The sequence below is a fragment of the Streptomyces sp. ALB3 genome (assembly GCF_044385685.1).
Lineage (GTDB): Bacteria > Actinomycetota > Actinomycetes > Streptomycetales > Streptomycetaceae > Streptomyces.
On record NZ_JBISCE010000003.1, the window covers coordinates 350,655 to 375,800 of the forward strand.

Annotated in this window: 25 protein-coding genes; 16 read left to right on the plus strand and 9 right to left on the minus strand. The window is 71.0% G+C overall.

All coding sequences use genetic code 11. From position 1 onward, the window contains the following. Nucleotides 1-12: 12 nt before the first annotated feature. From ACHFIV_RS03505 to ACHFIV_RS03515, 3 genes are read left to right on the plus strand one after another with little or no spacing between them, the layout of a single operon-like run. Entirely contained in the window at nucleotides 13-558 is a 546-nt protein-coding gene (locus ACHFIV_RS03505) for a pilus assembly protein TadG-related protein (protein ID WP_398963268.1), read from the plus strand. A 26-nt stretch (nucleotides 559-584) separates the two neighbouring features. Beyond that, nucleotides 585-1,175, plus strand: coding sequence for a hypothetical protein (locus ACHFIV_RS03510; RefSeq protein ID WP_398963270.1), 591 nt, complete (start codon nucleotides 585-587; stop codon nucleotides 1,173-1,175). Further along, nucleotides 1,175-1,810 carry an OmpA family protein gene (locus ACHFIV_RS03515; RefSeq protein WP_398963272.1) on the plus strand — a complete coding sequence of 212 codons (636 nt, stop codon included), beginning with the start codon at nucleotides 1,175-1,177 and terminating at the stop codon, nucleotides 1,808-1,810. The genes ACHFIV_RS03510 and ACHFIV_RS03515 overlap by 1 nt, the downstream gene beginning before the upstream one ends. Before the next feature lie 98 nt (nucleotides 1,811-1,908). On the opposite strand, the gene ACHFIV_RS03520 is transcribed toward ACHFIV_RS03515, so the two are convergent. From ACHFIV_RS03520 to ACHFIV_RS03530, 3 genes are read right to left on the minus strand one after another with little or no spacing between them, the layout of a single operon-like run. After that, nucleotides 1,909-2,352, minus strand: a complete 444-nt coding sequence (locus ACHFIV_RS03520) for a DUF3592 domain-containing protein (protein WP_398963275.1) — start codon at nucleotides 2,350-2,352, stop codon at nucleotides 1,909-1,911. A 19-nt stretch (nucleotides 2,353-2,371) separates the two neighbouring features. After that, nucleotides 2,372-2,953, minus strand: coding sequence for a hypothetical protein (locus tag ACHFIV_RS03525; protein WP_398963277.1), 582 nt, complete (start codon nucleotides 2,951-2,953; stop codon nucleotides 2,372-2,374). A gap of 28 nt (nucleotides 2,954-2,981) precedes the next feature. Further along, nucleotides 2,982-4,964, minus strand: coding sequence for a DUF3488 domain-containing protein (locus ACHFIV_RS03530; protein WP_398963280.1), 1,983 nt, complete (start codon nucleotides 4,962-4,964; stop codon nucleotides 2,982-2,984). A 318-nt stretch (nucleotides 4,965-5,282) separates the two neighbouring features. On the opposite strand from ACHFIV_RS03530, the gene ACHFIV_RS03535 reads away from it, so the two are divergent. Further along, nucleotides 5,283-6,158: a hypothetical protein gene (locus tag ACHFIV_RS03535; RefSeq protein ID WP_398963282.1), complete on the plus strand. Its 876-nt coding sequence runs from the start codon at nucleotides 5,283-5,285 to the stop codon at nucleotides 6,156-6,158. 27 nt (nucleotides 6,159-6,185) lie between these two features. On the opposite strand, the gene ACHFIV_RS03540 is transcribed toward ACHFIV_RS03535, so the two are convergent. Then, nucleotides 6,186-7,472, minus strand: a complete 1,287-nt coding sequence (locus ACHFIV_RS03540; protein ID WP_398963284.1) for a benzoate/H(+) symporter BenE family transporter — start codon at nucleotides 7,470-7,472, stop codon at nucleotides 6,186-6,188. A gap of 340 nt (nucleotides 7,473-7,812) precedes the next feature. Between ACHFIV_RS03540 and ACHFIV_RS03545 the strand changes: the two genes are divergently transcribed. The 4 genes from ACHFIV_RS03545 (at nucleotide 7,813) to ACHFIV_RS03560 (ending at nucleotide 12,292) form a co-directional block, all read left to right on the plus strand. Continuing rightward, nucleotides 7,813-9,285, plus strand: coding sequence for a polymorphic toxin-type HINT domain-containing protein (locus ACHFIV_RS03545; protein WP_398963287.1), 1,473 nt, complete (start codon nucleotides 7,813-7,815; stop codon nucleotides 9,283-9,285). Further along, nucleotides 9,285-9,644: a DUF7674 family protein gene (locus ACHFIV_RS03550; RefSeq protein WP_398963289.1), complete on the plus strand. Its 360-nt coding sequence runs from the start codon at nucleotides 9,285-9,287 to the stop codon at nucleotides 9,642-9,644. Before ACHFIV_RS03545 ends, ACHFIV_RS03550 begins: the two co-directional genes overlap by 1 nt. A 603-nt stretch (nucleotides 9,645-10,247) precedes the next feature. Further along, nucleotides 10,248-11,435: a hypothetical protein gene (locus ACHFIV_RS03555; RefSeq protein WP_398963292.1), complete on the plus strand. Its 1,188-nt coding sequence runs from the start codon at nucleotides 10,248-10,250 to the stop codon at nucleotides 11,433-11,435. 83 nt (nucleotides 11,436-11,518) lie between these two features. After that, on the plus strand, nucleotides 11,519-12,292 hold the full coding sequence (locus ACHFIV_RS03560) for a hypothetical protein (RefSeq protein WP_398963295.1): 774 nt from the start codon (nucleotides 11,519-11,521) through the stop codon (nucleotides 12,290-12,292). Here ACHFIV_RS03560 and ACHFIV_RS03565 read toward each other — a convergent pair. After that, nucleotides 12,264-12,653, minus strand: coding sequence for a DUF192 domain-containing protein (locus ACHFIV_RS03565; protein ID WP_398963297.1), 390 nt, complete (start codon nucleotides 12,651-12,653; stop codon nucleotides 12,264-12,266). The two genes, ACHFIV_RS03560 and ACHFIV_RS03565, sit on opposite strands and share 29 nt — an antisense overlap. A 104-nt stretch (nucleotides 12,654-12,757) precedes the next feature. On the opposite strand from ACHFIV_RS03565, the gene ACHFIV_RS03570 reads away from it, so the two are divergent. From ACHFIV_RS03570 to ACHFIV_RS03580, 3 genes are all read left to right on the plus strand, one after another. Further along, the gene (locus ACHFIV_RS03570; RefSeq protein WP_398963300.1) at nucleotides 12,758-13,549 is read left to right on the plus strand and encodes a prepilin peptidase; all 792 of its coding nucleotides are present in this window, start codon (nucleotides 12,758-12,760) and stop codon (nucleotides 13,547-13,549) included. 71 nt (nucleotides 13,550-13,620) lie between these two features. Continuing rightward, a complete protein-coding gene (locus ACHFIV_RS03575; RefSeq protein WP_398963303.1) occupies nucleotides 13,621-14,439 on the plus strand; it encodes a class I SAM-dependent methyltransferase in 819 nt (272 codons plus the stop codon). Between the two features lie 103 nt (nucleotides 14,440-14,542). Further along, on the plus strand, nucleotides 14,543-14,998 hold the full coding sequence (locus ACHFIV_RS03580) for a hypothetical protein (RefSeq protein WP_398964188.1): 456 nt from the start codon (nucleotides 14,543-14,545) through the stop codon (nucleotides 14,996-14,998). 7 nt (nucleotides 14,999-15,005) lie between these two features. Here the strand turns inward: ACHFIV_RS03580 and ACHFIV_RS03585 are convergent, their stop codons facing one another. Both ACHFIV_RS03585 and mgrA read right to left on the minus strand, forming a co-directional pair. Then, the gene (locus tag ACHFIV_RS03585) at nucleotides 15,006-16,184 is read right to left on the minus strand and encodes a winged helix DNA-binding domain-containing protein (RefSeq protein WP_398963306.1); all 1,179 of its coding nucleotides are present in this window, start codon (nucleotides 16,182-16,184) and stop codon (nucleotides 15,006-15,008) included. 321 nt (nucleotides 16,185-16,505) lie between these two features. Next, a complete protein-coding gene (gene mgrA, locus ACHFIV_RS03590) occupies nucleotides 16,506-17,543 on the minus strand; it encodes an L-glyceraldehyde 3-phosphate reductase (protein WP_398963308.1) in 1,038 nt (345 codons plus the stop codon). Between the two features lie 208 nt (nucleotides 17,544-17,751). On the opposite strand from mgrA, the gene ACHFIV_RS03595 reads away from it, so the two are divergent. From ACHFIV_RS03595 to ACHFIV_RS03610, 4 genes are all read left to right on the plus strand, one after another. After that, entirely contained in the window at nucleotides 17,752-18,513 is a 762-nt protein-coding gene (locus tag ACHFIV_RS03595) for an isoprenyl transferase (protein WP_398964191.1), read from the plus strand. 348 nt (nucleotides 18,514-18,861) lie between these two features. Next, on the plus strand, nucleotides 18,862-20,184 hold the full coding sequence (locus ACHFIV_RS03600) for a PhoH family protein (protein WP_398963311.1): 1,323 nt from the start codon (nucleotides 18,862-18,864) through the stop codon (nucleotides 20,182-20,184). 389 nt (nucleotides 20,185-20,573) lie between these two features. Beyond that, a complete protein-coding gene (locus ACHFIV_RS03605; RefSeq protein WP_398963314.1) occupies nucleotides 20,574-21,281 on the plus strand; it encodes an aggregation-promoting factor C-terminal-like domain-containing protein in 708 nt (235 codons plus the stop codon). Nucleotides 21,282-21,408: 127 nt separating this feature from the next. Beyond that, complete coding sequence (locus ACHFIV_RS03610; RefSeq protein ID WP_398963316.1) at nucleotides 21,409-22,833, plus strand: AI-2E family transporter; 1,425 nt, start codon at nucleotides 21,409-21,411, stop codon at nucleotides 22,831-22,833. 97 nt (nucleotides 22,834-22,930) lie between these two features. Here ACHFIV_RS03610 and ACHFIV_RS03615 read toward each other — a convergent pair whose 3' ends face one another. Beyond that, a complete protein-coding gene (locus ACHFIV_RS03615; protein ID WP_398963319.1) occupies nucleotides 22,931-23,467 on the minus strand; it encodes an alkyl hydroperoxide reductase in 537 nt (178 codons plus the stop codon). Nucleotides 23,468-23,478: 11 nt separating this feature from the next. Beyond that, nucleotides 23,479-24,033 (minus strand): peroxiredoxin, encoded by a 555-nt coding sequence (locus tag ACHFIV_RS03620; RefSeq protein WP_398963322.1) that lies wholly within the window; start codon nucleotides 24,031-24,033, stop codon nucleotides 23,479-23,481. 132 nt (nucleotides 24,034-24,165) lie between these two features. Between ACHFIV_RS03620 and ACHFIV_RS03625 the strand changes: the two genes are divergently transcribed. Then, entirely contained in the window at nucleotides 24,166-25,125 is a 960-nt protein-coding gene (locus ACHFIV_RS03625) for a hydrogen peroxide-inducible genes activator (RefSeq protein WP_398963325.1), read from the plus strand. Nucleotides 25,126-25,146 lie beyond the last annotated feature (21 nt).

Here is a 25,146-nt window from a genome sequence, read left to right on the forward strand (position 1 = left end):
TACATCACGGCGGTGGCGGGCCTGCTCTTCCTTGCGTTGGTGTTCTTTGCGTTCGGTGAGGCGGATGTCCGACGTAACGGTGCCCAGAGTGCGGCCGATGCCTCGGCGCTGGCAGCGGCCCAGGAATCCCGTGACCAGCTCGAGGTCGACCTCCGGGCTCACATCCTGGACAGGGCCTACCTCACCCACCTGTTCAACGGGCCCTTCCCGGGCACCTACAACGGCTGTGCGCAGGCGTCCAGGTTCGCCGCGCGGAACGACGCCGGTGACGTCGACTGCGCCATGCTCTTCGACGGGCGCTGGGGATTCCGGGTCGGCGTCAGGTCGAACAAGGGGATGAGTGCGAACCTCGTCCCGGGCACGGAGGGGAAACGCGCCGAGGCGGATGCGGTGTCCGTCGTCAAGTCGCGTTGCAAATTCATCCCGAACCCGGACGCCACGGGGCTGTCGCCCGGCACAGTCGTCTGTGACAGCAGAGTATGGGTGATCAATCCCAAGGACTTGGCGCTCATGCCCGACATGAGCGACCTCTTCTCCGTTCGACTGGCCGAACGCTGACCGTGAATCAACGCAAAGGATCACGCATGAATAACCGGCACGTGAGGAATGTGCGCCGGGCTGGGGCTGCCGCCCTCCTGGTATCGACACTGGTGTTCTCCGTGGCCGCTTGTGGCGGCGACAAGGGGGGGCAGGACAAGGCGCCCGCAGCCTCGTCGGAATCCGGCAAGGACAAGGAAGAGGAAGCTCCTGAGGGTGAAACGCTGCCCGACAGGAGTTCGACTCTTGCCACCCTCAAGAACGACAAGGGCATCGAGATGGTCGTGTACACGGCCAAGCGTGACAGCGGCGGGTTCCTCACCATCAGCGGCGACTTCAAGAACCCGGGCAGCGAGGGCTTCACCACGCCCGTCGAGTGGAGCGGCCAGGAAGAGGCGGTAAAGGGCGCCGGGCCCTCACTGGCAGGCATGACACTGGTCGACTCCGTCGGCAAGAAGCGTTACTACGTGCTGCGTGACACGGACAATCGGGCGCTCACCACCAGTAATTACACGTCGAGCATCGAGGCGGGCAAGAGTCTGAACTTCTTCGCCCAGTTCCCCGCCCCGCCCAACACGACGAGCAAGGTGGACCTGCAGTTCCCGGGCTTCCCGAACGCGACGATTGAGATCTCCTGATGACTGGCGCCCTCACCCGTCCAGGACGGGCCGGTGCCCGCGTGGCGACGACTGTGCTCGCGGGAGTGTTCGCCTTCGGAATGGCAGGTGTCCCCCAAGCGGACGCGGACGACACTCCGTACCCCTCGGCTTCGGCTGAGGCTCCGGTGGAGGTGGATCCCAACGACTCCGATCTCAAGCTTCCAGAGGGTGCCACGCTGGCCGCACCCAAGGTCCTCGACATCAAGTCCGTGGTCGAGGACCTCGGGGGCGAGGAGCGCCGTGAGGACACCAATTCGGACATCAAGTTCGCTCTCCAGGCCGAGGTGCTCTTCGGTAAGGACAGCGCGAAGCTGAGCTCCGAGGCCAACTCCCGCATCCTTGCCATCGCAGCCGAGATCGAGGCGCAGAAGGCCGTCAAGGTCCGCGTCTTCGGGTTCACCGATGATCTCGGCTCCTCGGCCCACGGCGACGTGCTGTCCAAGGAGCGTGCCGAGGCGGTGAACGGGGTGCTGTCCGAAGAGCTCGGCACGACGGTCACCTTCGAGATCCGTGGTTACGGCGAGCAGTACCCCATCGCGGACAACAGCACGGAAGAAGGCCGGAAGAAGAACCGCCGCGTGGAGATCTCCTTCCCGCGCGGTGCGAGTTCCTGACTCCGCCCCTCATCCAGTGGCCCGGTACCTCGGTACCGGGCCACTGAACGTGCCAGCACAGGTGGCCGGCCCGGCCGGCCGACTCGTGGGGACGGTGCTCAGCCCACGGTCGCCGCGAACGCGGCCAGCAGACCCAGGGAGAACAGGCCGAGCACCGTGGCGAAGACCGCCGGCATCAGTACCGGCCCCCAGGCGCCCGGTCCCGCGACCGTAGCCCGCCGGTCCGGGGCAGACGGGTCGAAGGAGACGCGCACCGGTGCCCCGACCTCGTAGCCGAAGGGGCCCGGCGCGTGGTCCGTGAACTCCACCTCACGGCCGTCCGGGGTGCGGAAGGCGAATACGTACTCGGTGCGGTAACGGTTCTCCGCGCCCGATCCGCGGTCCACCACCCGCCGGTCCGCGCACCGGCCCTCCACGTGTTCGCCGTGCCGGAGCAGCCGCAGCACGCGGAGGAGCCGGAGGCCGGACCGGGCCGCGAAGGCGCCGAGGAAGAGGCCGAACAGCAGGAGGAAGGTGGCCGTACCACCGGGCAGTACGTCCATGAGCGGGGCTCCTCCGCGCTTACTTGACGGTGATGGACTCGACGAACGAGTCGAGGTCGGCCGGAGTCAGCGCACCCTTCACCGCGTTGATCCGGATGGCGAACGGTACGTCCTTCGAGTCGACGCCGGCCACCACGACGCCTGTCATGCGCGTCCCCTTCGCCGGGGTCGCCTCCTCGCCCGTGGACGTGAACTCGTAGTCGATCCTGCGGGCCTCCCGGGCGCTCTCCTCACCCGCGAGGCGCACGTCCCGGGTGTCCTTACGGGTCGCTCCGAGGCCGATCCCGGCGCCTGCCGCGGCGGCGGCCTCACCGGCGTCGTCGACACCGGTGGCGAAGTCCAGCTGGACGGACACCATGCCGGTGCGCACGCCCTTCTCCTGCTTCAGCGCGACCGCCGCGTTGGCCTTGCTGCGCTCGGACGCCGGCTGCGGGGCGTATCCCTCGTCCTCGGGGTATCCGACGGACACACTCCTCGTGTCGAGCGTGCCCCAGCCGTCCGGGACCGCGGCGGCGTCCGTGCCACCGCAGCCGCTGAGCAGCATCAGGCCGAGCGTGGCGGCGACGGCCGCGCCGAGCGCCATGGACTTCGTCAACGTCATCGCCTCTTCGTCTCGCGGTCTCGTGTGTTCAACGCGCGCAGTAGCTGTAGGGGAGGTAGGTGCGCTTGTCACCCTGCGGAGCTCCGAGGAACCGGGCTTCCGTCAGTGTCTCCTTCTTGTGCTCGTCGGAGATCGAGAAGCCGAGGCTCATGCCCAGGGAGACCTCGAAGCCGAACTCCTGGGCGTCCGTCTCACCGAGGTACCGCATGGTGCTGGACAGGCCGTCCTGGAACATCAGTTGCTCGAAGGGGTCGGTCCCGGCAGGCTTCTCCTGCAGGGAGTGGTCGCCGAACATGTACTCGAACGGTGCGGTGTTGTTGCCTGAGCCGTCGAGCCACTCCTCGGCGAGGGAGCGTTTCGCCTCGGTGATCTTGTCGGTCTCCTTGCCGAAGACGACCGAGTTCGTCTGCACCTCGATACCCGTGTCCCCGGACGAGTCGGTCACGCTGCCCTTGCCGCCCCGCTTGTCCCCGTCCTTCTTGCCGTTGTCGCCGCCCACCTCGCCCTTGTCGGACGTCGAGGTCGTCTCCACCGTCCTGGTCATGTCGATGCGGACGATCTTCCCGGTCTCCTGGTCGCGGGTGACGGTGATGGCTCCGGTGCGGGAGTCCTTGGCCCCGGCCGTCCCGCCCAGCGGACCGGCGTTGCCGCCCACCTTGCCCTCGATCTCGAGCTTGGCGGTGTAGGTGTACGACTCGTTGCCGTTGACGTCGTCCTTGGTGATCGTCACGTCCGGCGAGAACTTCGCCTTGCCGCCGAGTTTGGCGCCGAGCTTGTCCTCGTCGCCCGGCTTGATGGAGAGGCCGCCGTCGGCGTACACGTTGATCCCCAGGGACGAGTAGGAGATCTTCTTGTCGCCGATCTTCTTCTCGATGTCCTCCATCTTCTCGGCCCACTTCATGCCGGAGTACCAGCCGCCGCCGTATCCGCCGCTGTGCTTCATCGAGGTTTCCCACATCTTCATTTCCTCGATGTCGTCCCGCATCTTCTGGGCGTCCTCCTCGCTCTTGAACACCCAGGTGTCACCATTGGTTATCTTGATGCCGCCCCCGATGTCGACGTCCGCCTTGCCGAGGCTGCCGAGCTTGACGCCCGGTGTGCTGGCGTTGACGCCCGCGGACGCGGCGTCGGTGAAGGTCATGTAGACGAGCTTGTCGTTCTCGTCGACTCTGCCGTCCTGGTTCACGTCGGTGCCGGCCTGGGCGACCTTCTGCTGGAAGCCGTACTCCTCGCCCCACTCGAACCACCCGATCTTGACCTTGCCTCCGGCGGTGTCGGAGATGTTGGAGATCTGGCAGAGCTTGGGTTCGTAGTCGGCGTCGGTCTTCGGCTTCGCCGTGCCGTCCCCGCCCGTCGTGCAGGTGCCGCCCCCGGTGAGCGCGCTGACGGCGCAGCGGAAGCGCTCGCCGATCCGGCCCGCGACACCGGTCATGACGAGCGCGCCCACGAGCGCGGCGACCAGGATGACGACCCCGGTGTACTCCAGGGCGGCGGCCCCGCCGTCACGCCAGTCGTAGGAGCGCGTGTGCGTCGGCAGGGCGGCGGGCCCGGTGCCCCGTTCCTCCAGCAGCCGGTCGGTGCCGAGCCCGACGGCGGCGCCGGTGGCCATCGCCACGACCGGCATCAGGACGCCCTCGGGGTCCACCACGTCCCACGTCACGACGTAACCGAGGGCGAGTCCCGCGACGGGGACGGCCAGCGTGCCGAGGAGGTACTGGACGCGGGAGTCCTTCTGCCGGTCGGGAAGGGCGCGGGCGGAGGCCAGGACCGTCAGTACGGTCACGGCGATGCTGGGCAGATGCAGCAGGGCCAGTCGCCAGCCGAACTGTCCGAGGCGTTCATCGGTGGCCAGGGTCTCGACGAGTGTCCGCGCCACGAGGTACCCGGCGATGACGTAGACGAGGGCGCCGGCCGCCCAGCCACGGCTCAGGGGGAAGAACCAGCCGCTCCCGCCGGCGCCCGGCGGTACACGGCCCGGGACTCTGCCTCCCCAGTCTCTGCCACCGCTCACGGTTCACCTCTCGTCGACATCCGCCCTGTTGTCCCTCGGGGTGAATGTACGGCTGGGAATCGCGCCCGACCTGGGCCCCCGGCCCCAAATAAGGGCCCAACTCGCGTCGCCGCCAGGAGCGGTGGGCCTGCCGGCCCGCTTCGGGCGGGTCTTCCCGGTCTCCGGCACGGGGGCATCACGGGAACGAGTACGCGGCACTCAGGGAGACCGCCGAGGCGGGTGGTAGAACGGAAGCACCGGCTACGACAGGGGCACCCGCCTTCTCGACCGTCCTGAGGTGGTCCGGAAGGCCAAGAGGATTCACGACGGGACGTATGCGTGACGGCGACCTACAGCTTCCTGACCGTGCACCGGCCCGCACCGCACGCCATGGCGTCGGCGCTGGCCGGAGCCCTCGGAGTGGAACCGGAGGCCGTGGACCTCGCCGACGAGGACACGGAAGAGGCGGACGACAGGAACTGGGACGCCCCGGTGCTGTGCACGTATCGCTCCGTGGCGGGGGACCTCGCACTCAGCTGGGACGTCTCCGTGTCCGACGGGGTGACGGCACCGTCGGCCGAGGCGGCGGCGCTGGAGCTCGCGAAAGGCCTGGGCACGACGGTCCTCCGCCCCGCTCAGGAGGAGGCCCCGTCGGCGTACTGGGCGGCAGGCCCGGACGGTACGGTCACACGGGCCCGTCTGTACGAGGGGGAGGGCGACCTCCCGGTCTGTACGGTCGACGCGGTCGAAGCCCCGATGAAGCAGCTCCCGGCGGCCCGGGTCGAGGTGCTGGCCGAGATCCTGCGGGGGCGACACATCGGGACCCCGGTGACCGACGCCTTCGCCGAGGCGGCCGACCCGCACGGCTGCGCCCCGGCGGCCGGCACCGTGAACCGCGCGCGCGAGGCACTGCTGCTCTGGGAGCGGCTGGTGCGCCGGATCGACGCCGGCCGGCTGCCCGGCGGGCGCTATCCCTTCGAGCTGTACGTCGAGGATCTGCGCATCCGCGACGGCCTGGGGGAGCTGGCCGAGACCGCCGGCCCGGAACGCGAGCTGATCGCCCGGGCCGTGGCGGAGCTGGACGAGGTGTTCCGGCGCGGCACCGAGCCGGACTCGGGTGCGCTGCTGGGCCACCTCACCAGGTCGGGTTCAGCTGTCGCCGACCGGGGCTGGTGGTGGCACCGCCGTCCGGCCACGCTCCCGTGGGACAGCTGAGACGGCGCCGCGGCGACCGGGGCCCCGTCAACGCCCTGCGGGTTCCCCGGGATCAGCCGGTGCCGAAGCGGCCGCGCGACGGCGGCCGCCGAGCAGGACGTGCGCGCCCACTCCGAAGACCAGTCCCCAGAACGCCGAGCCGATGCCGAGAAGGGTGACACCGGAGGCCGTGGCCAGGAAGGTGACCAGCGCGGCCTCCCGGTCCTTCTCCTCCCGTACCGCGCCCGTCAGCCCGCCGGACAGCGCACCGAGGAGGGCGACACCGGCGAGGGCGGCGACCAGCTCTTTCGGCAGCCCCGCGAAGAACGCCACGAGGGTCGAGCCGAACGCCCCCACCACCAGGTACGCGGAACCGCAGGCCACCCCGGCGACGTAGCGGCGCCGGGGATCGCGGTGGGCCTCGGGGCCCGTGCAGATCGCGGCGGTGATGGCCGCGAGGTTCACGGCGTGGGAGCCGAAGGGTGCGAGCACCGCCGAGACCAGGCCGGTCGAGCCGACCAGCAGACGGTCGTCGGGCCGGAACCCGGACGCGGCCAGCACGCCGATGCCGGGCGCGTTCTGGGAGGCCAGGGTCGCCAGGGTCAGCGGGACCGCGATCCCGACGAGCGAGGCCACGGAGAAGGCGGGTGTGGTGAACACCGGCTGCACCAGGCCGGCATGGTCCAGCCGGACGTGCAGCCTCGCGCTCGCGGCGCTGCACACCACGCCCGCGACGAGAGCCAGGAGCACGGCGTACCGGGGCAGCAGGCGCCTGCCCAGCAGGTAGGCCAGGAGCACGGACCCGGCGATGACAGGGGTGTGCTCCAGCGAGGTGAACACGTCGGCGCCGAACGAGAAGAGGGTGCCCGCGAGCATGGCGGACACGACGGCGTCGGGCACCATCCGCATCAGCCGCCCGAAGAGGCCGGTCACCCCGATCAGGGCGGTCACGACACCGGACACCACGAACGCGCCGATCACCTCGCCGTACGCGTACGAGCCGATGCTGGTGACCAGGAGGGCGGCACCCGGGGTGGACCAGGCGGTGATGACCGGCATCCGGGTGCGCATGCTCAGGGCGATGCAGGTCAGCCCGCTGCCGATCGAGATCGCCCAGATCCACGAACCGGTCCGCCCCGCGTCCAGGTGCCCGGCACGGGCGGCGGAGAGCACGATGACCAGCGGGCCGGAGTAGGAGACGACGACCGCGACCACCCCGGCCAGTACGGCTGACACCGAGAGGTCCCGGACCAGCCGTGGCCGTGGCGAGGCTCCGCCGGACGACGGCTGTTCCGCGCGTTCCTCCGTCGTCGGTACCGATGAACCGGCCGTCATCCGCTGTCACCCTTCTCTCGCGCTGCCACGTCCGCCCGACCAGTCGTGCGAACGCCGGAAAACCCTCGCACGGCGAGTCGGGCCCGGTCCGCCGGGTCCGGCACGCGAGACGCGGAGGACCCGGGATGCCTCAGGGCGCGGAGGACGCCATGTTGGGCCCCCGGGCCCAAGACGTGGGTGGTGTGGGCTGGTTAGCGTCGGGTGTATGTCTGGTCGGGGGGTTCTGGGGCGTCGGTCGCGTGGTCTGCTTCGTCGTCGGTCGCGGGGGAGGGCGCCGCGGACGGGGGTGCGTCTGCTGGGCCTGCGGCGGAGTCAGCGTGGTCAGGGTGCGATCGAGTACGTGGGTCTTGTCCTGGTGGTGGTGGCGGTCGTCGGGGCGTTGGTGGCGACGGGCGTGGGTCCCCAGCTGGCCGAGCGTCTCGGTGTGGCGGTCTGTGAGGTGACCGGTGGGAGTGACTGTGGTGGGTCCGGTGGGGACTCCGACGCGCAGGGCTCACCGGGTGAGGGCGATCCGGCTTCGGACGACGGTGGGCCGAAGTCGCAGGCGCAGCTGGACTACGACGCCGCGCTGAAGGAGTTGCAGGACGCCCGGGCGGCGGAGAAGTCGAGTTCCGACCAGGCGTTGGAAGCGGCGAAGGAGCTGGCGAAGATCCTGGCTGAGGAGCTGGGGATCACCGATGCTCTGGATTGCATCACCAAGGGGGACATGGGTGCGTGCACGGAGACGCTGATCAATGTGCTGCTGAGCCTGGTGGGTGGTGCGGTCGGCAAGCTGGCGGCGAAGTACGGGGCGCCGTGGAAGTGGAAGAAGGCCGCGGAGCTGATCCAGAAGCTGAAGAAGCACGGCGGGGACCTCTATGACGGGCTGAAGGGCCTGATCAAGAACCGTGGGAAGGTCACGGACGCGGAGAAGAAGCTCGCGGACGCGAAGAGGAAGCTCGACACAGAGAAGAAGGACCCGCCCAGGAAGGACGACAAGCCGGACAGCCGGCCGACCGCCTGTCCCGCTCGGCACAGCTTCCTGCCCGGCACTCCCGTACTCCTGGCCGACGGGCGCCGCCTCGCCATCGAGAAGGTCGCTGTCGACGACAAGGTGGTCGCGACCGACCCGTACACCGGGCGCACCGGGGTGCGGAAGGTCGAGCAGGCGATCACCACCCACGACGACAGACACTTCACGCGGCTCACCCTGCGCACCGCCCACGGACCGGCCGTCGTCACGGCCACCGACACGCACCCCTTCTGGCTGGCCGACCAGGGGCGCTGGGTCGACGCCGGTGACATCGAGCCGGGGGCCGGACTCCGCACCGCGGACGGAACCACACTCGCCGTCGCCTCCGTGACCCGCTACACGCAGCGCCGGACCACGCACGACCTGACGGTGGCGGGGATCCACACCTACTACGTGGTGGCCGACCGCACCGGACTGCTCGTCCACAACAACGACGGCCCCGCGAGCATCCCGGCCGTGGACAACGCGAGGCTGCAGAAGATCGTGGACGCGCTGTACCACGGGGTGGGCAACGCGGAACTCGTCGGTGACGGCAGCGCGATGGCAGCCGCGAGCGCCGAGGCCAACGGAGCCCCGGGCGTCGAGGGGAAGAACCACATCCGCAGCACGGCCCAGCTCCGCGCCTCGCTGCAGAACTTCCTCACCAAGGACGAGATCCGGCTCAAGGGCGGAAAGAAGGAGCAGGTGATCCGGAGCCCCAAGGACATCAAGATCGCGAAGATCTTGATCCAGGCCATCGACGATGCTCAGCTGGGCAGGTACAAGGGCCACAAGAACTACCCGGGGCTGGATGAGTGCTGATGACCGCCGACGTACAGCTGGTGAAGGACCTGGTCTCCCGGATCCCCGAGTTCGAGGATCTCTACGAGTCGCACGTGTTCAACGAGAACGGCACCGTGCTGCCGCACGTGTTCTTCTGGGACGTCACGCAGGAGACCGTGCAGTCCTATCTCGGTGCCGACGCCGACGCCCCCGACTGGCGGCGGACGCTGGCCTTCCTGGAGGAGCAGAGCGCGCGCGGGGTGCCCGGCATCGACGAGGTGATCGACACCTCGTTCCTGGAGTACCTGCCCTTCCCGGGCAAGCCGGGACACGCGATCGTCGGGGAGCTCGGGCCGGTCATGGCGGCGAGATTCACGAGGGTGCGGCCTGCGGGGTGACCGGGCGGGGAAGTGCCGGTGCCGGCGGCCGGCCGGCACCGGCCCGGCGCAGTCGGCCGCTCCCGGACGGCAGTGCCTCAGCGCGCCGCTGTCTCGGTGCCCGGTGACGGCACCGTCGTGCGACACCGGAGCTGCGCCCCGGCCACGGGTGGGTCCGCCCGGGGGACGGCAAGGACCCGGGTTGGGCCCCTGGGCCCAAGACGGGAAGGCCGGCGGGTCAATAGCGTCTGCGCTGCAGGTGATCGACGCCCGTCCCGGCGCACCCCCACGGCGCCGGGCCGGGCCGCCACCCGAAGGCGACGGCGCGTGCCCACGGCCGGGCCGCCGCCCCTGACCGACGGGGAGTCCCGTCTCCTCCCGCACGGGCTGATGCCTGATCCGTACGGTCGCCCCCCTGGCCGGCCGGGGGCTCGGCACCCGGCAGGTCCCGCAGGCGCCTCAGGCCCCGGGCTCCGTGAGCCCCCGGCTCCCGTGAATCCCCGCGTTTCCCTGCCCCCAGCGCCCTCAGGCCCCCGTTGTCGGGACCGGTCCGGGCCGGGTCACCCGGCCTCCTGACAGCCCCGGCCCACCGGCCCCCGCAGCGGCGGGCTCATAATCGGCCGCATGCCCGATCAGCAGACGCCCTCCCGCCCGGCGGCGCCCGAATCCCGCAGCGCCCGGCAGCGCGTCATGCACCTGCTCACCGCAGCCGCCCCCGCTCTGGGCGCCTACGCGGTGGTCAGAGCCGTCGGGCTCCTCGTCCTCTGGGCGTGGGCGTCGGCCGTGGGGAAGGACGCTCTGCACCTGCTGGGCGGGCGCTGGGACTCCGTCTGGTACCAGCGGATCGCCGAGGACGGCTACGGCTACACCGTCACCCTCCCCGACGGAGGCGTCCACCCCGACCTGGCTTTCTTCCCGCTCCTTCCGGCTCTGGAACGCGCGCTCGCCACGGTCACCCCCTTCACCGTGCAGGGCGCCGGGATCGCCGTCGCCTGGCTGGCGGGGCTCCTCGCGGCCTGGGGGATCTTCGCCGTGGGGGCGCGGCTGTACGGCCGGCGGGCCGGTGTGGTGCTGGCCGCCCTGTGGGGCGCGTACCCGACCGGGTTCGTGCAGTCGATGGCGTACACCGAGACCCTGTTCACGGCCCTCGCCGCATGGTCCCTGTACGCCGTGCTCAGAGACCGCTGGGTCGCCGCGGGCACGCTGTGCGTGCTCGCGGGGCTGACCCGGCCTTCGGCGGCCGCGCTCATCGCGGCGCTCGCGCTCACCGCCGCCGTCGTCCTCCTGCGGGAGTGGCGGGCCGGCGCACGGCGGGGCCTGCTGCGCCGGAACGCGCACATGCTCCTGGGGGTCTGCGCCGCCCCGCTGGGATGGCTGTCCTACGTCGTGTTCGTCGCCGTGCGGGAGGGCGGCCCGTTCGCCTACTTCGACGTCCAGGCGCAGTGGGGCAACAGCATCGACGGGGGCAGGGCGCTGGCCGTGTTCATCGCGGGACTGCCGCTTCCCGCCGCGACCGGACTCTGTGCCGCGCTGGGGCTGCTGGGCATGCTCGTGTACCTGTGCGTACGGCAGAGGCAGCCGCTCCCCGTGCTGGTGTACGGCGTCGCGGTCGTCGTCATCTCGCTCATCGGCTCCGGTTACTTCGGCTCACGGCCGCGCCTGATGATGCCCGCCTTCCCCCTGCTCCTGCCCCCCGCGGTGGCGCTCGCGCGACTGCGTACGACGGTGGGTCCCGGCGCGGTCGTCGCCGCGCTGGCGCTTGGTTCCGCCGCGTACGGTGCGTGGACGCTGCTGGGGGCGGGGCCGCCGTGAGTTGGGCCCACGGGCCCACGCGCCGGCGACGCCCCGGTTGTTAGCGTGCTGATCCGGTGCACAGCGGGCGGGAGCGGTGAACGATGAAGGTACGTACCACTTTCGTGACGGCGGGCACGCTGGTCCTCTGCCTGGCTGCTGCCGGCTGCGGACCGGACGGCGGCGAGGACGGGGGAGCCGGCGGGAGGGCCACCGCCTCCCGGACCCCGGCCTCCGGGGACGGCTCCGCCGCCACGCCCGGAGCCACCGCCGCCCCGGCCCCCACGCCCACCACCCACGGCAGGACCCTCACCGAGGCCGAGCTGGCGAAGGTGGTCCTCGCCACGGACGAAGTGGCGGGCTACGAGATCGCGCCCCTGGAGGGCACCGACGAACGCGGCACCGAGGAGCCCGGGGACAAGGCCTGCCGGCCGATCACCGCGATCATCAACGGCTCGCCCGAACCCGCCCCGGCCGCCACCGTCTTCCGTACGGCCATGGACACGAGGGAGGAGGGCCAGGACGACCAGACCGTCGTCACCGAGATCCTCACCTCGCACCCGAAGGGCGGGGCCGAGGAACTGCTGCGCTCGGTCCGCGACGCGGTGCGGGCCTGCGCCGGGGGGTTCCGCACGACGAGCGACGACGGGCCGTCCACCTACACCGAGGTCAAGACCCTGCCCGCGGCCGGGGCCGGCCAGGAGTCGTTCGCCTACCAGGTGACGGGCAGCCTGGAGGGGGTGAGGGTCCCGCTCGTCTTCCACCTCGTGCGGACCGGTTCCACGGTCGTCACCTTCTACGCGGCCAACTACCTGACGGCGACGGCGCCGGAGGTCCCCGCCGATCTGGTCACCGCGCAGGCGGCGAAACTTCCGTGACGGGTACCGAGATCCGCACCCGCGTCCCCGGCCGCAGACCCCAGCGGCCCATCGCACCGGCCTCCGACTCCACCACATGACGGGCGCGGAGCCTGGGCAGGCCGAGCCGGCCCGGCCGCATCGTGCGGACCGCCAGCACGTTGAACCCGCGGTCCAGGTACGCCACATCGATCGTGAAGCGCATCCGGAAGGTGTGCACGCTGCCGCACGGTGTGATCAGGAGCGCCCCGTCGACCCCGTCCGCACCGAGCAGCCCGCGTGCCCGCGCCCGGTACGAGGCGGCGACGCGCAGCGGCACCTCCCGCGCCTCGGCGTCCGTCCCGACCGTCAGTGTCCCGCTGCCGTCACGCCATTTCCCCATGGGAAGCGACCGTAGCCCTCCCGGCGGTTCCGTGGGCCCCGAACGGACACCGATGGGTCCCAGGGCCCAAGACCCCGCCGCACGGCCGGACTAGGGTCGGCTCCGTGGACGCCACACTGATCGCGGTCGCCGCGCTCTGGGGCGCGGCCGCCGGACTGCTGCTCCCGCGCGCCGCGTACCGCTTCTCCGTCGAACCCGAGGAGTCCTGGAGGGACGCCTGTCCGGCCGGGCACGCGCTCACGGGGCCGGCCCGGGGCTGGCTCGGTTCGCCCAGGTGCGCGGTGTGCGCCGCGACCGTCCCCTCGCTCGCGGGAGGCGCGGCCCCCGCAGCCCCCCGGCCCTCCGGCCGGGGGCGTTACGCCCCCGCCGTGGTCGCCCCGGTCGTCACCGTGCTCGCCTGTGTGGCACTCGCCGCCGCCGCCGGGGCACGGCCCGAAGCCGCCGTCTGGCTGCTGCTGACCCCGGTCGCCGTGCTCCTCGCCGTCATCGACCGCCGCGTCCACCGGCTCCCCGACACGCTGACGCTTCCCCTCGCGGGCGCCGCGGCGGCACTGCTGGGAGGTGCCGCGCTGCTGCCCGGTCACGGCGGCTCCTGGACCTCCGCCCTGCTCGGCGGAGCGGCGCTCGGGGGCTTCTACTTCCTGCTCTTCCTGATCAACCCGAACGGCATGGGCTTCGGTGACGTGAAGCTCGCCCTCGCGCTGGGCGTGGGGCTCGGCTGGTACGGCTGGGCGGTGCTGTTCGCGGGCGGATTCGCCGGCTTCCTGTTCGGCGCGCTGTACGGGGCCGGTCTGATGCTGATGCGACGCGCCGGGCGCAAGACGGGCATCCCCTTCGGCCCGTTCATGATCGCGGGGGCGTTGCTCGGACTGCTGTTCGGTGGCCTCGCCGCCTGAACCCCACCCGGCGCACGGACATACGGAATATGGGGTCGCGCCGGGCCCCCGCGGGCTGACACCCTTCCCGTATGACCGGATCGTCCGCACCCCTTTCTCCCGCCGCCTCCGACGCACGCTTCGACGCCCTCGTCGCCGAGGCCGACGCCGTCTCCGTCGACGGCTGGGACTTCTCGTGGCTCGACGGGCGGGCCACCGAGCAGCGCCCCTCGTGGGGGTACGCGCGCGCCATGGCGGACCGGCTGGCACGGGCGGGGGCCGCGCTCGACATCCAGACCGGGGGAGGGGAGGTGCTCGCCTCCGCGCCCGTGCTGCCTCCGCTCACCGTGGCCACCGAGTCCTGGCCGCCGAACGTCGCGCGGGCCACCGCCCTGCTGCACCCGCGTGGCGCCGTCGTCGTCGCGGACTCCGACGAGCCGCCGCTGCCCTTCGCCGACGACGCCTTCGACCTGGTCGTCAGCCGGCATCCGGTGACTGCCTGGTGGGCCGAGATCGCCCGGGTGCTGGCCCCCGGCGGCACGTACTTCTCCCAGCAGGTCGGCCCGGCGAGCGTGTTCGAGCTCGTGGAGTACTTCCTCGGCCCGCGGTCCCCCGGGGAGCGCGGCGCCCGGGACCCGCGGCGCGCGCGGGACGACGCGGAGGCCGCCGGGCTGGAGGTGACGGACCTGCGTGCCGAGCGGCTGCGTATCGAGTTCCTCGACATCGGGGCCGTCGTCTACTTCCTGCGCAAGGTCATCTGGATGGTGCCGGAGTTCACCGTCGGCGCCTACCTGCCCCAACTGCGTTCCCTGCACAGGAGGATCGAGGAGGAGGGGCCGTTCGTCGCCCACAGCTCCCGCTTCCTGATCGAGGCACGCAAGCCGGAGCCGACCCCGACAGGCCTACGCTGAGGGCGGCTTCGCGGGCCGTGGCTGCAACGGCATCACCCTCCCCACCGTCCTACCCATGAGTAGTGCGACCCTGGTAGTTGAGCGCACAACGAAGGAGCAGGTCATGTCGGTGGGAAGCGAGATGCCGGGCGGGGAGATCAGCCCGCCGGCCGGCCGGCCGCGCCACGGAAAGGCCGACTGGCTCACGGGAGCGCGGATCACCGCCGTCCACGGCCTGTTCTACCGGCCCGAGGGCCGGGCGGGGGAGCCGGAAGCCGTCGAGTTCGTGCTGGAGGGCGGCCAGTCGGTCCTGCTGACCTGCGCCTCCGACCACACCCTGAGCATCACGTCCGGAGCCTGGCCCGGTCTTCCCGACTGGTGTGTGCCCGCGGGTCAGTGGCAGTTCGAGCACCTGAGCCGGCTGCCGTCCCCTCCGTACGGCGGGGCCTGGACGGTCACCGGCACGCAGGAGCGGCGCGACGGGCACGGTGAGGTGCGCGAAGCGGTGATCCGGTGCGAGAACGGCGACTTCGTGGTCGTCGGCGGCGACACGGTGGCGATCCGCTTCCTGCCCTGCTGAGCCCGCCCTAGGCGTGACCGCCCACGGTCACCTTCCCCAGCGTCAGCTCCGGGTCCCCCTCCAGGGCCCTGCCCAGCTCCTCCACCCGTTCCTCCAGCGCGCGCGTCCGCCCGGCGTCCAGTGGGACCAGAGACTCCACGGTCACCGCGATCCGCTTCCCCGTACGGCGCTGGTGCCACACCCCGGCGACCGTGCCGTCCACCAGCAGCACCGGGAAGTTGCCCGCCTGCCCGCCGGCGAGCGCGCGCCCGTACGCCGCGCCGGGGAAGAGCCGCTCGCGGGGCCGGGAGGCGATGGTGAACGCGTCGAAGTAGGGGAGCAGCCGTACGCCGCTCGGCGCGGCGGACGGGAAGAGGGTGTCGCCCGACGCCACCCAGGCCGTCCCGCAGTCCTCGAACGTCACCTCCTCGATGGCGCCGGCCCCGGCCAGGTCCGCGAAGAGCTGCCCGGCCCAGGCCCGCGGCGCGGCCAGCCACCGGGCGAAGTGGTCCGGTGTGGCGGGACCGTACGCCCGCAGGTAGCGCCCGACGAGGGCGGCCGTCGCATCCGGGCCGGGCATCGGGACGGTCCCGGGGCCGGTGTACATGGCCTTTCTGCCCCGGTTCGGCGCGTAGCACAGGACACCACGGTGGCCCGCCAGATGCAGCACCTGGCGCCAGCGCGGCCACATCCCCTGGAACGCCGGCATCACCAGGTCGCCCGCCCAGGGACCGGTGCGCGCGATGACCTCGTCGGAGAGCTCGTCGATCGTGAGCTCGGCCCCCGAGAGGGCGTCGCCCACGGCGGCCACGACCTCCTCGACCTGCTCAGGCGTCATCCGGGCGTCCCTGGGGAACGGGTTGCGGCCCGCAGGTACGGCCGACAGGGCTCCGGTCCACATCGGCAGCTCGTCGGCCGGCAGCAGATGCACGGTGCCGCGCGGTCCGAACGTCTTCACGAGGGTCCGGTCCGTCCACAGAGCCGTACGCACATCAGTACGCGTCGCCCCCGGCGCCCGGAGCGCGACCGAGAGCTCGGCGGCCGGCATCACCTGTGCGTCTGCCCCGAGCATCGCGGCCACACCGCCGCTGACGTCCCCGGCCGTGTGGGGAGCCGAAGGGGCACGTCCGGAGAGGAACTGCCGGTCAAGACGTCGGGCGTTCGCCTGGGACCAGCTGACGGTGGTGCGCGGGGCTCGTGTCGTCATGGGCCGAATGTAGGCCGCCTACAGGACAGGACCTGTCCTCGATGACCGGGACGGAGGGGTCGGCGAGATGCCGGCCGATGTGCCCGCAGCGCAGTCCGGTGAATCCGGAGAGTGATTATTCCGTGGCGTGGCACCCACCATCACTTACGAAGGGTTATGGTGGAAACCCCCCCTCGGGCCGGTCCGTAACCCCCCCCACGGACCGGCCCGTTTTTTGTGCCCTGACCGTGTGCCCGGTGTGCGGCCCCGGTGCGGCACCTGTGGAGGCCCCGTGCCGGACGCCGGGCGGCGTACGCGAGCCGGGCCCGCGGTGGCCGTGCCTCAGCCCCGGTCGGCCCAGATGTTGGTGCCGGCGGTGTCCACGGCGAAGGTGTCGATCTCCTTCAGCTCGTCGGCCGTCAACGCGGGGGCGGCGAGCGCGGCCACGTTCTCCTCCAGTTGCCTCACGCTCGACGCGCCGATCAGGGCCGAGGTCATCCGGCTGTCCCGCAGGACCCAGTTCAGCGCGAGCTGCGCCAGGGACTGCCCGCGGCCCCGCGCGATGTCGTTCAGCCCGCGCAGCCGCCGCACCATCTCGTCGGACAGCAGCCCCGGGTCCAGCGACTTGCCCTGGCTGGCACGCGAACCCTCGGGGATGCCCGTCAGGTACTTGTCGGTCAGCAGCCCCTGGGCCAGCGGCGCGAAGGAGATGCACCCCATACCGGCGGTCTCCAGCGTGTCGAGGAGCCCGTCGGCCTCGATCCAGCGGTTCACCATCGAGTACGACGGCTGGTGGATCAGGGCGGGTACGCCCATCTCCCCGAGGATCCGCGCCGCCTCGGCGGTCTGCGCCGCGCTGTAGGAGGAGACGCCCGCGTACAGCGCCTTGCCCCGGCTGACGGCGGAGGCCAGCGCGCCCATCGTCTCCTCGAGCGGGGTGGCGGGGTCGAAGCGGTGGGAGTAGAAGATGTCGACGTGGTCGAGGCCCGTCCGCCGCAGGGAGGCGTCGAGCGAGGACAACAGGTACTTCCGGGAACCCCACTCGCCGTACGGGCCGGGGTGCATCCGGTATCCGGCCTTGGTGGAGACGACGATCTCGTCCCGGTAGGGGGCGAAGTCCTGGCGGAAGAGCTTGCCGAAGTTCAGTTCGGCCGAGCCCGGGGGCGGGCCGTAGTTGTTGGCCAGGTCGAAGTGGGTCACGCCGAGGTCGAAGGCGCGGCGCAGAATGGCCCGCTGCGTACCCAGGGCGCGGTCGTCGCCGAAGTTGTGCCAGAGGCCGAGCGAGACGGCGGGCAGCCTGAGCCCGCTGCGGCCGGTGCGGCGGTATTCCATGGAGTCGTAACGCGACTCGTCGGCGAGGTAGGAGAGGGAATCAGTCACGTTTCACTCCTTATCACGGACTTGTGACAGACCGGGTTGGGCCCTCGTGACCCGTCCGCAGTAATGTGGCGGCTTCGGGACATGCCGGTCCGCGGCGCGGGAGCGCGGTGCGCGGACCGCGCGGCGATCCCCCCGGGGGGCGGCCCCGGACCCCCGGCGAGGGGGAGGGCGGGCCCCGGGCCCGTACGGAACCGAGAGGGTGAACTCAGTGAATCTGCGCGACCTGGTGTACGGGCTCTACGCACGCCGGGTGGAAGGCCGCCTGGATCACGACCAGGTGCCCAAGCACATCGGAGTCATCCTCGACGGCAACCGGCGGTGGGCGAAGGCATCCGGCGGCTCCGCCGTGCAGGGACACCAGGCCGGCGCGGACAAGATCTCGGAGCTGCTCGGCTGGTGCAGCGAGACCGACGTCGAGGTCGTCACCCTCTGGCTGCTGTCCACGGACAACTTCGACAGGCCTGAGGCCGAGCTCATCCCGCTGCTCGGCATCATCGAGAACACGGTGCGCCAGCTGGCGTCCGACGGACGCTGGCGCGTCCACCACGTGGGCACCCTCGACCTGCTGCCGTCGCGCACCCAGACCGTCCTCAAGGAGGCGGAGGAGGCCACGGCGGGCGTCGACGGGATAATCGTCAACGTCGCCGTCGGCTACGGAGGCCGTCAGGAGATCGCGGACGCGGTCCGCTCCCTCCTCCTGGAGCACTCCTCGCGGGGCACCACGTTCGAGGAGCTCGCCGAGATCGTCTCCACGGACCTGATCTCCGAGCACCTCTACACCCGCGGGCAGCCCGACCCGGACCTCGTGATCCGTACCAGCGGGGAGCAGCGCCTGTCGGGCTTCATGCTCTGGCAGAGCGCCCATTCGGAGTACTACTTCTGCGAGGTCTTCTGGCCGGCCTTCCGCAAGGTCGACTTCCTGCGCGCCCTTCGCGACTACGCGGCGCGGCACCGGCGTTACGGGACCTGACGGGCGCCGTTCACCCGGTGGACGGCTGAAGGACGGAGAACCGGGGCGGGAGGCCCGGTCAGGCGCACCTTCTCGCAGGCAGGGGCATGGCTTCGCGTGTGGGAGGGAATACAGCTCTCAGGTCGATGTCCGGTCAGCAACCAGGCGGATGTCGCAGCCAAGTGAGCGGCACCCAGCCCGCTCGCCCGGGAGGCCCTTTGCACACGAAGGACCGCACACCGTGCGGCCGACGCGAGGGCCGGCGTTCGGCCCGCGCACAGGGCCCGAACCCGGTCCGTCCTCTCCCTTCGGGAAGTTCCGCGACGCCCGTCGCACTCCCCGACCTCGTCCGAGGGGGTACGTCCTTCCGTGGTGACCAGCACTAAGCGCCGCATGCCCGACAGGCGCACCTACGTTCTCGACACCAGCGTCCTGCTGGCCGACCCCAAAGCCGTGACCCGCTTCGACGAGCACGAAGTCGTGCTGCCGATCGTCGTCGTCACGGAGCTGGAGGCCAAAAGGCACCACCCCGAGCTCGGCTACTTCGCCCGGCAGGCCCTGCGCCTGCTGGACGACTTCCGGGTCCGGTACGGCCGGCTGGACGCCCCGATCCCGCTCGGGGATCTCGGCGGGTCGCTCCGTGTCGAACTCAACCATTCCGACCCCGGCGTGCTGCCCGCCGGCTACCGGTTGGGGGACAACGACTCACGGATCCTCGCGGTCGCGCGCAACCTGCAGGCGGAGGGGTACGACGTCACCGTCGTCTCCAAGGACCTGCCCCTGCGGATCAAGGCCTCGTCGGTCGGTCTCCTCGCCGAGGAGTACCGCGCCGAACTGGCCGTCACCGACTCCGGCTGGACCGGGATGGCGGAACTTCCCGTCGCCGCGGAACAGGTCGACCTGCTGTTCGGCGAGGAGAGCCTCTACATCCCCGAGGCCGCCGAGTACCCCGTGCACACGGGGCTGGTCCTCCAGTCCGAGCGGGGCAAGGCACTGGGCCGGGTCACGGCCGAGGGCAACGTGCGACTCGTGCGCGGCGACCGGGAGGCCTTCGGGATCCACGGCCGCAGCGCGGAGCAGCGCATCGCGCTCGATCTGCTCCTCGATCCGGACGTCGGCATCGTGTCCATGGGCGGCCGTGCGGGTACGGGCAAGTCCGCACTCGCACTCTGCGCGGGCCTGGAGGCCGTGCTGGAGCGCCGGCAGCACCAGAAGGTGATGGTCTTCCGGCCGCTCTACGCGGTCGGCGGCCAGGAGCTCGGCTATCTCCCCGGCAGCGAGTCCGAGAAGATGAGCCCCTGGGCGCAGGCCGTCTTCGACACGCTGTCGGCCGTCGCCGGGCGCGAGGTCATCGAAGAGGTGCTGGGGCGGGGGATGCTGGAGATCCTGCCGCTCACCCACATCCGGGGGCGCTCGCTCCACGACGCGTTCGTGATCGTCGACGAGGCGCAGTCCCTCGAACGGAACGTCCTGCTGACCGTGCTGTCCCGTATCGGGGCGAACTCGCGGGTGGTCCTCACCCACGACGTGGCGCAGCGGGACAACCTCAGGGTCGGCCGGTACGACGGAGTCGTCGCCGTGGTCGAGAAGCTGAAGGGGCATCCGCTCTTCGCGCACGTCACGCTCACCCGTTCCGAGCGCTCACCCATCGCCGCACTGGTGACCGAAATGCTGGAGGACGGCCACATCTGACCCGCTACACCCCATAGATGCCGCCCGGCGAGCCAAGGAGCTTAGCCGGGCGGCATCGTGCTGCGCCGTCATTTCCGAAAATGTTGTGCGCCAAACGAGGTGTGACCTTTCACACGCAACACAGAATTGCAACGCGCCGTGTCCTTCCGGCAGAGTCTTGCTTCCGTCAGGCCCCGCATACGGCACTTGGGCACCTCCGAAGGCGCCACGCACCACACAACTCAACAACCGTCGTCCGTATGCCGCCCGCGAGCACCACGCGGCGCTTCCGCAGGGAAGTCGCCCACCGGGCCCGTGCCTCCCGTGACCCAAGCAGTAGGGAGGCCAGTGTCAGGGGCACGATCGCGCCCGCGAGGTCACCTAAGCGGGCGATGCTGGAAGGACACCGTGTGAGCCGGATCTCGGTCCGGGGGTTCGCCGTGGCATCTGCCACCGCGGTCACCACCGTAGGCGCCGTCGTAGGCGTTGCGTCGGGCAGCACTCCCGCTGCCGACGACAACAACTTCGAGGCGGCCGCAGCCGACACCACGCTGCTCGCAGACATCCCCGCGGGCCAGCAGGCCCAGGTCCAGACCGCCTCGCTGACGCAGCAGGCCGACGCGCAGGCCTCCGCGGCCGACGCGGCGGCCAAGAAGTCCGCCGAGGAGACGGCCCGCATCCAGGCCGCCAAGGACGCCAAGTCGAAGAAGCAGGCGGCCGAGGACAAGCTGGAGGCGGAGCGCGAGGCCAAGGAGAAGGAGGCCGAGCGCGCGAGCCGGTCCTCCGTCCGTGACGCCTCCTCGTTCTCGTCGCAGGGCTCCTACAGCGTGGCCGAGGTCCAGGCCATGGCCCGTCAGATGATGCCGGCCGACCAGTTCCAGTGCTTCAGCAACATCGTGGAGCGCGAGTCGGGCTGGAACTACAAGGCGACCAACCCGTCCTCCGGTGCCTACGGCATCATGCAGGCGCTGCCGGGCTCCAAGATGGCGTCCGCGGGCGCGGACTGGCAGACCAACCCGGCCACCCAGATCAAGTGGGGCCTCAGCTACATGAACAGCGACCGCTACGGCAGCCCCTGCGCGGCCTGGTCGTTCTGGCAGGCCAACCACTGGTACTAGGACCCCGCCGGGTCCGCTCGCAACTCCGCGGAGCTCCGCACCGTCTCACGGTGCGGAGCTCCGCGCGTGTACGGTCTTCCGGACAGCTCCGGGGCGTGCGTGGAGCGTACGGGGGAAGGAAAGATCCATGTCCAAACTTCCGGGGTGGCTCGGCCGGCTGGGCGCCGAACTCACCGAGATCGGGGCGCGCCTGGAAGAACGCCGCGCCGAGGACGAGCGCCGCGCCGAGGCCGACGCCACCAGCGGGTCCTCGTCGACGCTCTCCACCGTCGCCGCCGAACAGGTGCCGCGCCCGCCCGCCTACGCCCCTTCCGTCGCGGCCAAGCCCGACCCGGTCGCCGCGATCCCCTGGGGGATGCGCGTCGCGGCCGAGGCGGGCTGGCGGCTGCTGGTCCTGGCCGGCACCCTCTGGGTGCTCATGCGGGTCATCAGCGCCGTGCAACTGGTCGTCCTCGCCTTCGTGGCCGCCCTGCTGGTGACCGCCATGCTCCAGCCGACCGTCGTACGGCTGAGGAGGCTCGGGCTGCCGCGCGGTCTGGCCACCGCGGTCACCGCGGTCCTCGGCTTCGTCGTCATGGGCCTGGTCGGCTGGTTCGTCGTGTGGCAGGTCATGGACAACCTCGACGACCTGTCCGACCGGGTGCGCGACGGGATCGACGAGCTGAAACGCTGGCTCCTCGACAGCCCGTTCCATGTGACCGAGTCCCAGATCAACGACATCGCGAAGAACCTCAGCGACACCATCGGCACCAACACCGAGGAGATCACCTCGGCCGGGCTCCAGGGCGTCACGGTGATGGTGGAGGTCCTCACCGGGCTGCTGCTGGCGATGTTCTCGACGCTCTTCCTGCTCTACGACGGAAAGCGCATCTGGCAGTGGGTGCTCAAGCTGGTGCCCTCCCAGGCCCGGCCGGGAGTCGCGGGCGCCGGTCCGCGCGCCTGGCGGACGCTGACCGCCTATGTGCGGGGCACGGTGATCGTCGCCCTGATCGACGCGATCTTCATCGGGCTGGGGATCTACTTCCTCGACGTGCCGATGGCGGTCCCCCTCGCCGTCTTCATCTTCCTCTTCGCCTTCATCCCCCTCGTCGGCGCCGTGGTCTCCGGAGCCCTCGCCGTGGTCGTCGCGCTCGTCACCCAGGGTGTGTTCACCGCCCTGATGGTGCTGATCGTGGTGCTCGCCGTCCAGCAGATCGAGGGCCACATCCTGCAGCCCTTCATCCTCGGCCGTGCCGTACGCGTCCACCCGCTGGCCGTGGTGCTCTCGGTCGCGGCGGGCGGCATGGTCGCCGGTATCGGCGGTGCGGTCGTCGCCGTGCCCCTGGTCGCGGTGACCAACACGGTGGTCGGCTATCTGCGCTCGTTCGGACCGGACGCGTCGGCGCTCCACGGACCCGGGCCCCACGGGGCCACGGCGGTCTCGGTCGCTCCGACGGAACCGCCCGCATCCCGGCCGCTCCCCGCGGACGACGCACCGGCGTCGGGCCCCGCCGCCGCGGACGGGGCCGAGCGCTCCGACGAGGCCGGCGCGCCCGACGACCAGAAGCGGTAGCCACCAGGCCCGCCCCGGCCGGCGGGCGGGCATGGAAGAAGGGCCCCACGGACGGTCGGTCGTCCACGGGGCCCTTCTCGTACAAAGATACTGCGGGTTACGGCCCGGCGAGCACGGCCTCGGAATCGAGGGTGACGCCGACCGCCTGGATCACCGAAGCGATCTTGACGGCTTCCTGAATGGTCTCACGGTCCACGCCGGCCTTGCGCAGCACCTGCTCGTGGGAGTCCAGGCACTGGCCGCAGCCGTTGATCGCGGAGACGGCGAGCGACCACAGCTCGAAGTCGACCTTCTCCACGCCCGGCTTGCCGATGACGTTCATCCGCAGACCCGCACGGAGGTTGCCGTACTCGGGGTCCGACAGCAGGTGGCGGGTGCGGTAGAAGACGTTGTTCATCGCCATGATGGCGGCGGCCGACTTCGCCGCGGTGTACGCCTCGGCGGAGAGGGCGGCCTTCGCCTCCGGCTCCAGCTCGCGCAGCACCTTCGGCGAGCGCGAGGCGATCGCGCAGGCCAGGACGGTGCCCCACAGCTGCTGCTGGGGGAGCTCGCTGTTGCCGATGACCGAACCGAGGTTCAGCTTCAGGTCCTTGGCGTAGTCCGGTATGGCGGACTTCAGTTCATCGAGTGCCATGTCGTATCAGCTCACTCGCCCGAGAGGAGGGCGACCGGGTCGAGGGTGTTCTCGCCCTTGGTCCAGTTGCAGGGGCAGAGCTCGTCGGTCTGCAGGGCGTCGAGGACCCGCAGGACCTCCTTGGGGTTACGGCCCACGGAGCCGGCGGTCACCATCGTGAACTGGATCTCGTTGTTCTGGTCGACGATGAAGACGGCGCGCTGGGCGAAGCCGTCCTCGCCCTCGATGCCGAGGTCACGCATGAGCTCGTGCTTCGAGTCGGCCAGCATCGGGAAGGGCAGGTCGGTCAGGTCCGGGTGGTCCTTGCGCCAGGCGTGGTGCACGAACTCGGAGTCGCCGGAGAAGCCGAGGACCTGCGCGTCACGGTCGGCGAACTCGTCGTTCAGCTTGCCGAAGGCGGCGATCTCGGTGGGGCACACGAAGGTGAAGTCCTTCGGCCACGCGAAGATGACCTTCCACTGACCCTCGTAGGTCTTGTGGTTGATCTGCTCGAACTCCTTGCCGCTCTCCAGCGACACGCAAGCGGTCAGGTCGAACTCGGGGAACTTGTCACCGACAGTGAGCACGCGCACTCCTTGCTGCGTAGGAAATCCCCTTTTGAGGGCGTTCCTGGGGGTTGGACAGTCCCCACCTTGGCACACAGTGCATTGATCACGGAAATAGCTACACTCGGTCGGTGTGATCGGAGGTGCCTATCAGTGGCGTATGTAAATCAGGCCAATAAGGTCAAGCAGCCCAGCCTCTCCCAGCTGCGCGCCTTCACGGCGGTGGCGGAACATCTGCACTTCCGGGACGCGGCGGCAGCAATCGGGATGAGTCAGCCGGCGCTCTCGGGGGCGGTGTCCGCGCTGGAAGTGGCACTGGGTGTCCAGCTCATCGAGCGTACGACGCGCAAGGTGCTGCTCACGCCGGAGGGGGAGCGCCTCGCGGTGCGGAGCCGGGCGGTGCTGGAGGCGCTCGGCGAGCTGATGGAGGAGGCCGAGGCGGTGCGCGCGCCGTTCACCGGGATACTCAGGCTCGGCGTGATCCCGACCGTGGCCCCGTATCTGCTGCCCGCCGTGCTCAGGCTGGTCCATGAGCGCTATCCCGACCTGGACCTCCAGGTCCACGAGGAGCAGACCTCCTCGCTGCTGGACGGGCTGGCGGCCGGGCGGCTGGACCTGCTGCTGCTCGCCGTGCCGCTCGGGGTGCCGGGTGTCACGGAACTCCCGCTGTTCGACGAGGACTTCGTGCTCGTCATGGAGAAAGGGCATGAACTCGCCGGGCGCACCGGCCTGTCCCGCGAGACGTTGCGCGACCTCCCGCTGCTGCTGCTCGACGAGGGGCACTGCCTGCGCGACCAGGCGCTGGACATCTGCCGGGAGGCGGGACGCCCCCAGGGGGCGGCGGTGACGACGACCGCGGCCGGGCTCTCCACGCTGGTGCAGCTCGTCGCGGGCGGACTCGGGGTGACGCTGCTGCCGCGCACGGCGGTGACGGTGGAGACCGGGCGGAACGAAGCGCTGTCCACCGGGTACTTCACGGACCCGGCGCCCTCGCGGCAGGTGGCCCTGGCCGTGCGGACGGGTACGGCACGGCACGAGGAGTTCGAGGAGCTGGCGGCCGCGCTGCGCACCGCGATGGCGGAGCTGCCGGTCAGGGTGCCCGGGCCGGGGTGAACGCGCCTCCGGCGCGCTCAC

What these genes read in the sequence shown, in the direction of transcription:
- ACHFIV_RS03575 (WP_398963303.1), top strand. Translation starts at nt 13,621, where the DNA reads ATGACCGGATCGTCCGCACCCCTTTCTCCCGCCGCCTCCGACGCACGC.
- ACHFIV_RS03560 (WP_398963295.1), top strand. Translation starts at nt 11,519, where the DNA reads ATGAAGGTACGTACCACTTTCGTGACGGCGGGCACGCTGGTCCTCTGC.
- ACHFIV_RS03525 (WP_398963277.1), bottom strand. Translation starts at nt 2,953, where the DNA reads ATGACGTTGACGAAGTCCATGGCGCTCGGCGCGGCCGTCGCCGCCACG.
- ACHFIV_RS03580 (WP_398964188.1), top strand. Translation starts at nt 14,543, where the DNA reads ATGTCGGTGGGAAGCGAGATGCCGGGCGGGGAGATCAGCCCGCCGGCC.
- ACHFIV_RS03550 (WP_398963289.1), top strand. Translation starts at nt 9,285, where the DNA reads ATGACCGCCGACGTACAGCTGGTGAAGGACCTGGTCTCCCGGATCCCC.
- ACHFIV_RS03610 (WP_398963316.1), top strand. Translation starts at nt 21,409, where the DNA reads ATGTCCAAACTTCCGGGGTGGCTCGGCCGGCTGGGCGCCGAACTCACC.
- ACHFIV_RS03585 (WP_398963306.1), bottom strand. Translation starts at nt 16,184, where the DNA reads ATGACGACACGAGCCCCGCGCACCACCGTCAGCTGGTCCCAGGCGAAC.
- ACHFIV_RS03510 (WP_398963270.1), top strand. Translation starts at nt 585, where the DNA reads ATGAATAACCGGCACGTGAGGAATGTGCGCCGGGCTGGGGCTGCCGCC.
- ACHFIV_RS03515 (WP_398963272.1), top strand. Translation starts at nt 1,175, where the DNA reads ATGACTGGCGCCCTCACCCGTCCAGGACGGGCCGGTGCCCGCGTGGCG.
- ACHFIV_RS03615 (WP_398963319.1), bottom strand. Translation starts at nt 23,467, where the DNA reads ATGGCACTCGATGAACTGAAGTCCGCCATACCGGACTACGCCAAGGAC.
- ACHFIV_RS03540 (WP_398963284.1), bottom strand. Translation starts at nt 7,472, where the DNA reads ATGACGGCCGGTTCATCGGTACCGACGACGGAGGAACGCGCGGAACAG.
- ACHFIV_RS03555 (WP_398963292.1), top strand. Translation starts at nt 10,248, where the DNA reads ATGCCCGATCAGCAGACGCCCTCCCGCCCGGCGGCGCCCGAATCCCGC.
- ACHFIV_RS03520 (WP_398963275.1), bottom strand. Translation starts at nt 2,352, where the DNA reads ATGGACGTACTGCCCGGTGGTACGGCCACCTTCCTCCTGCTGTTCGGC.
- ACHFIV_RS03565 (WP_398963297.1), bottom strand. Translation starts at nt 12,653, where the DNA reads ATGGGGAAATGGCGTGACGGCAGCGGGACACTGACGGTCGGGACGGAC.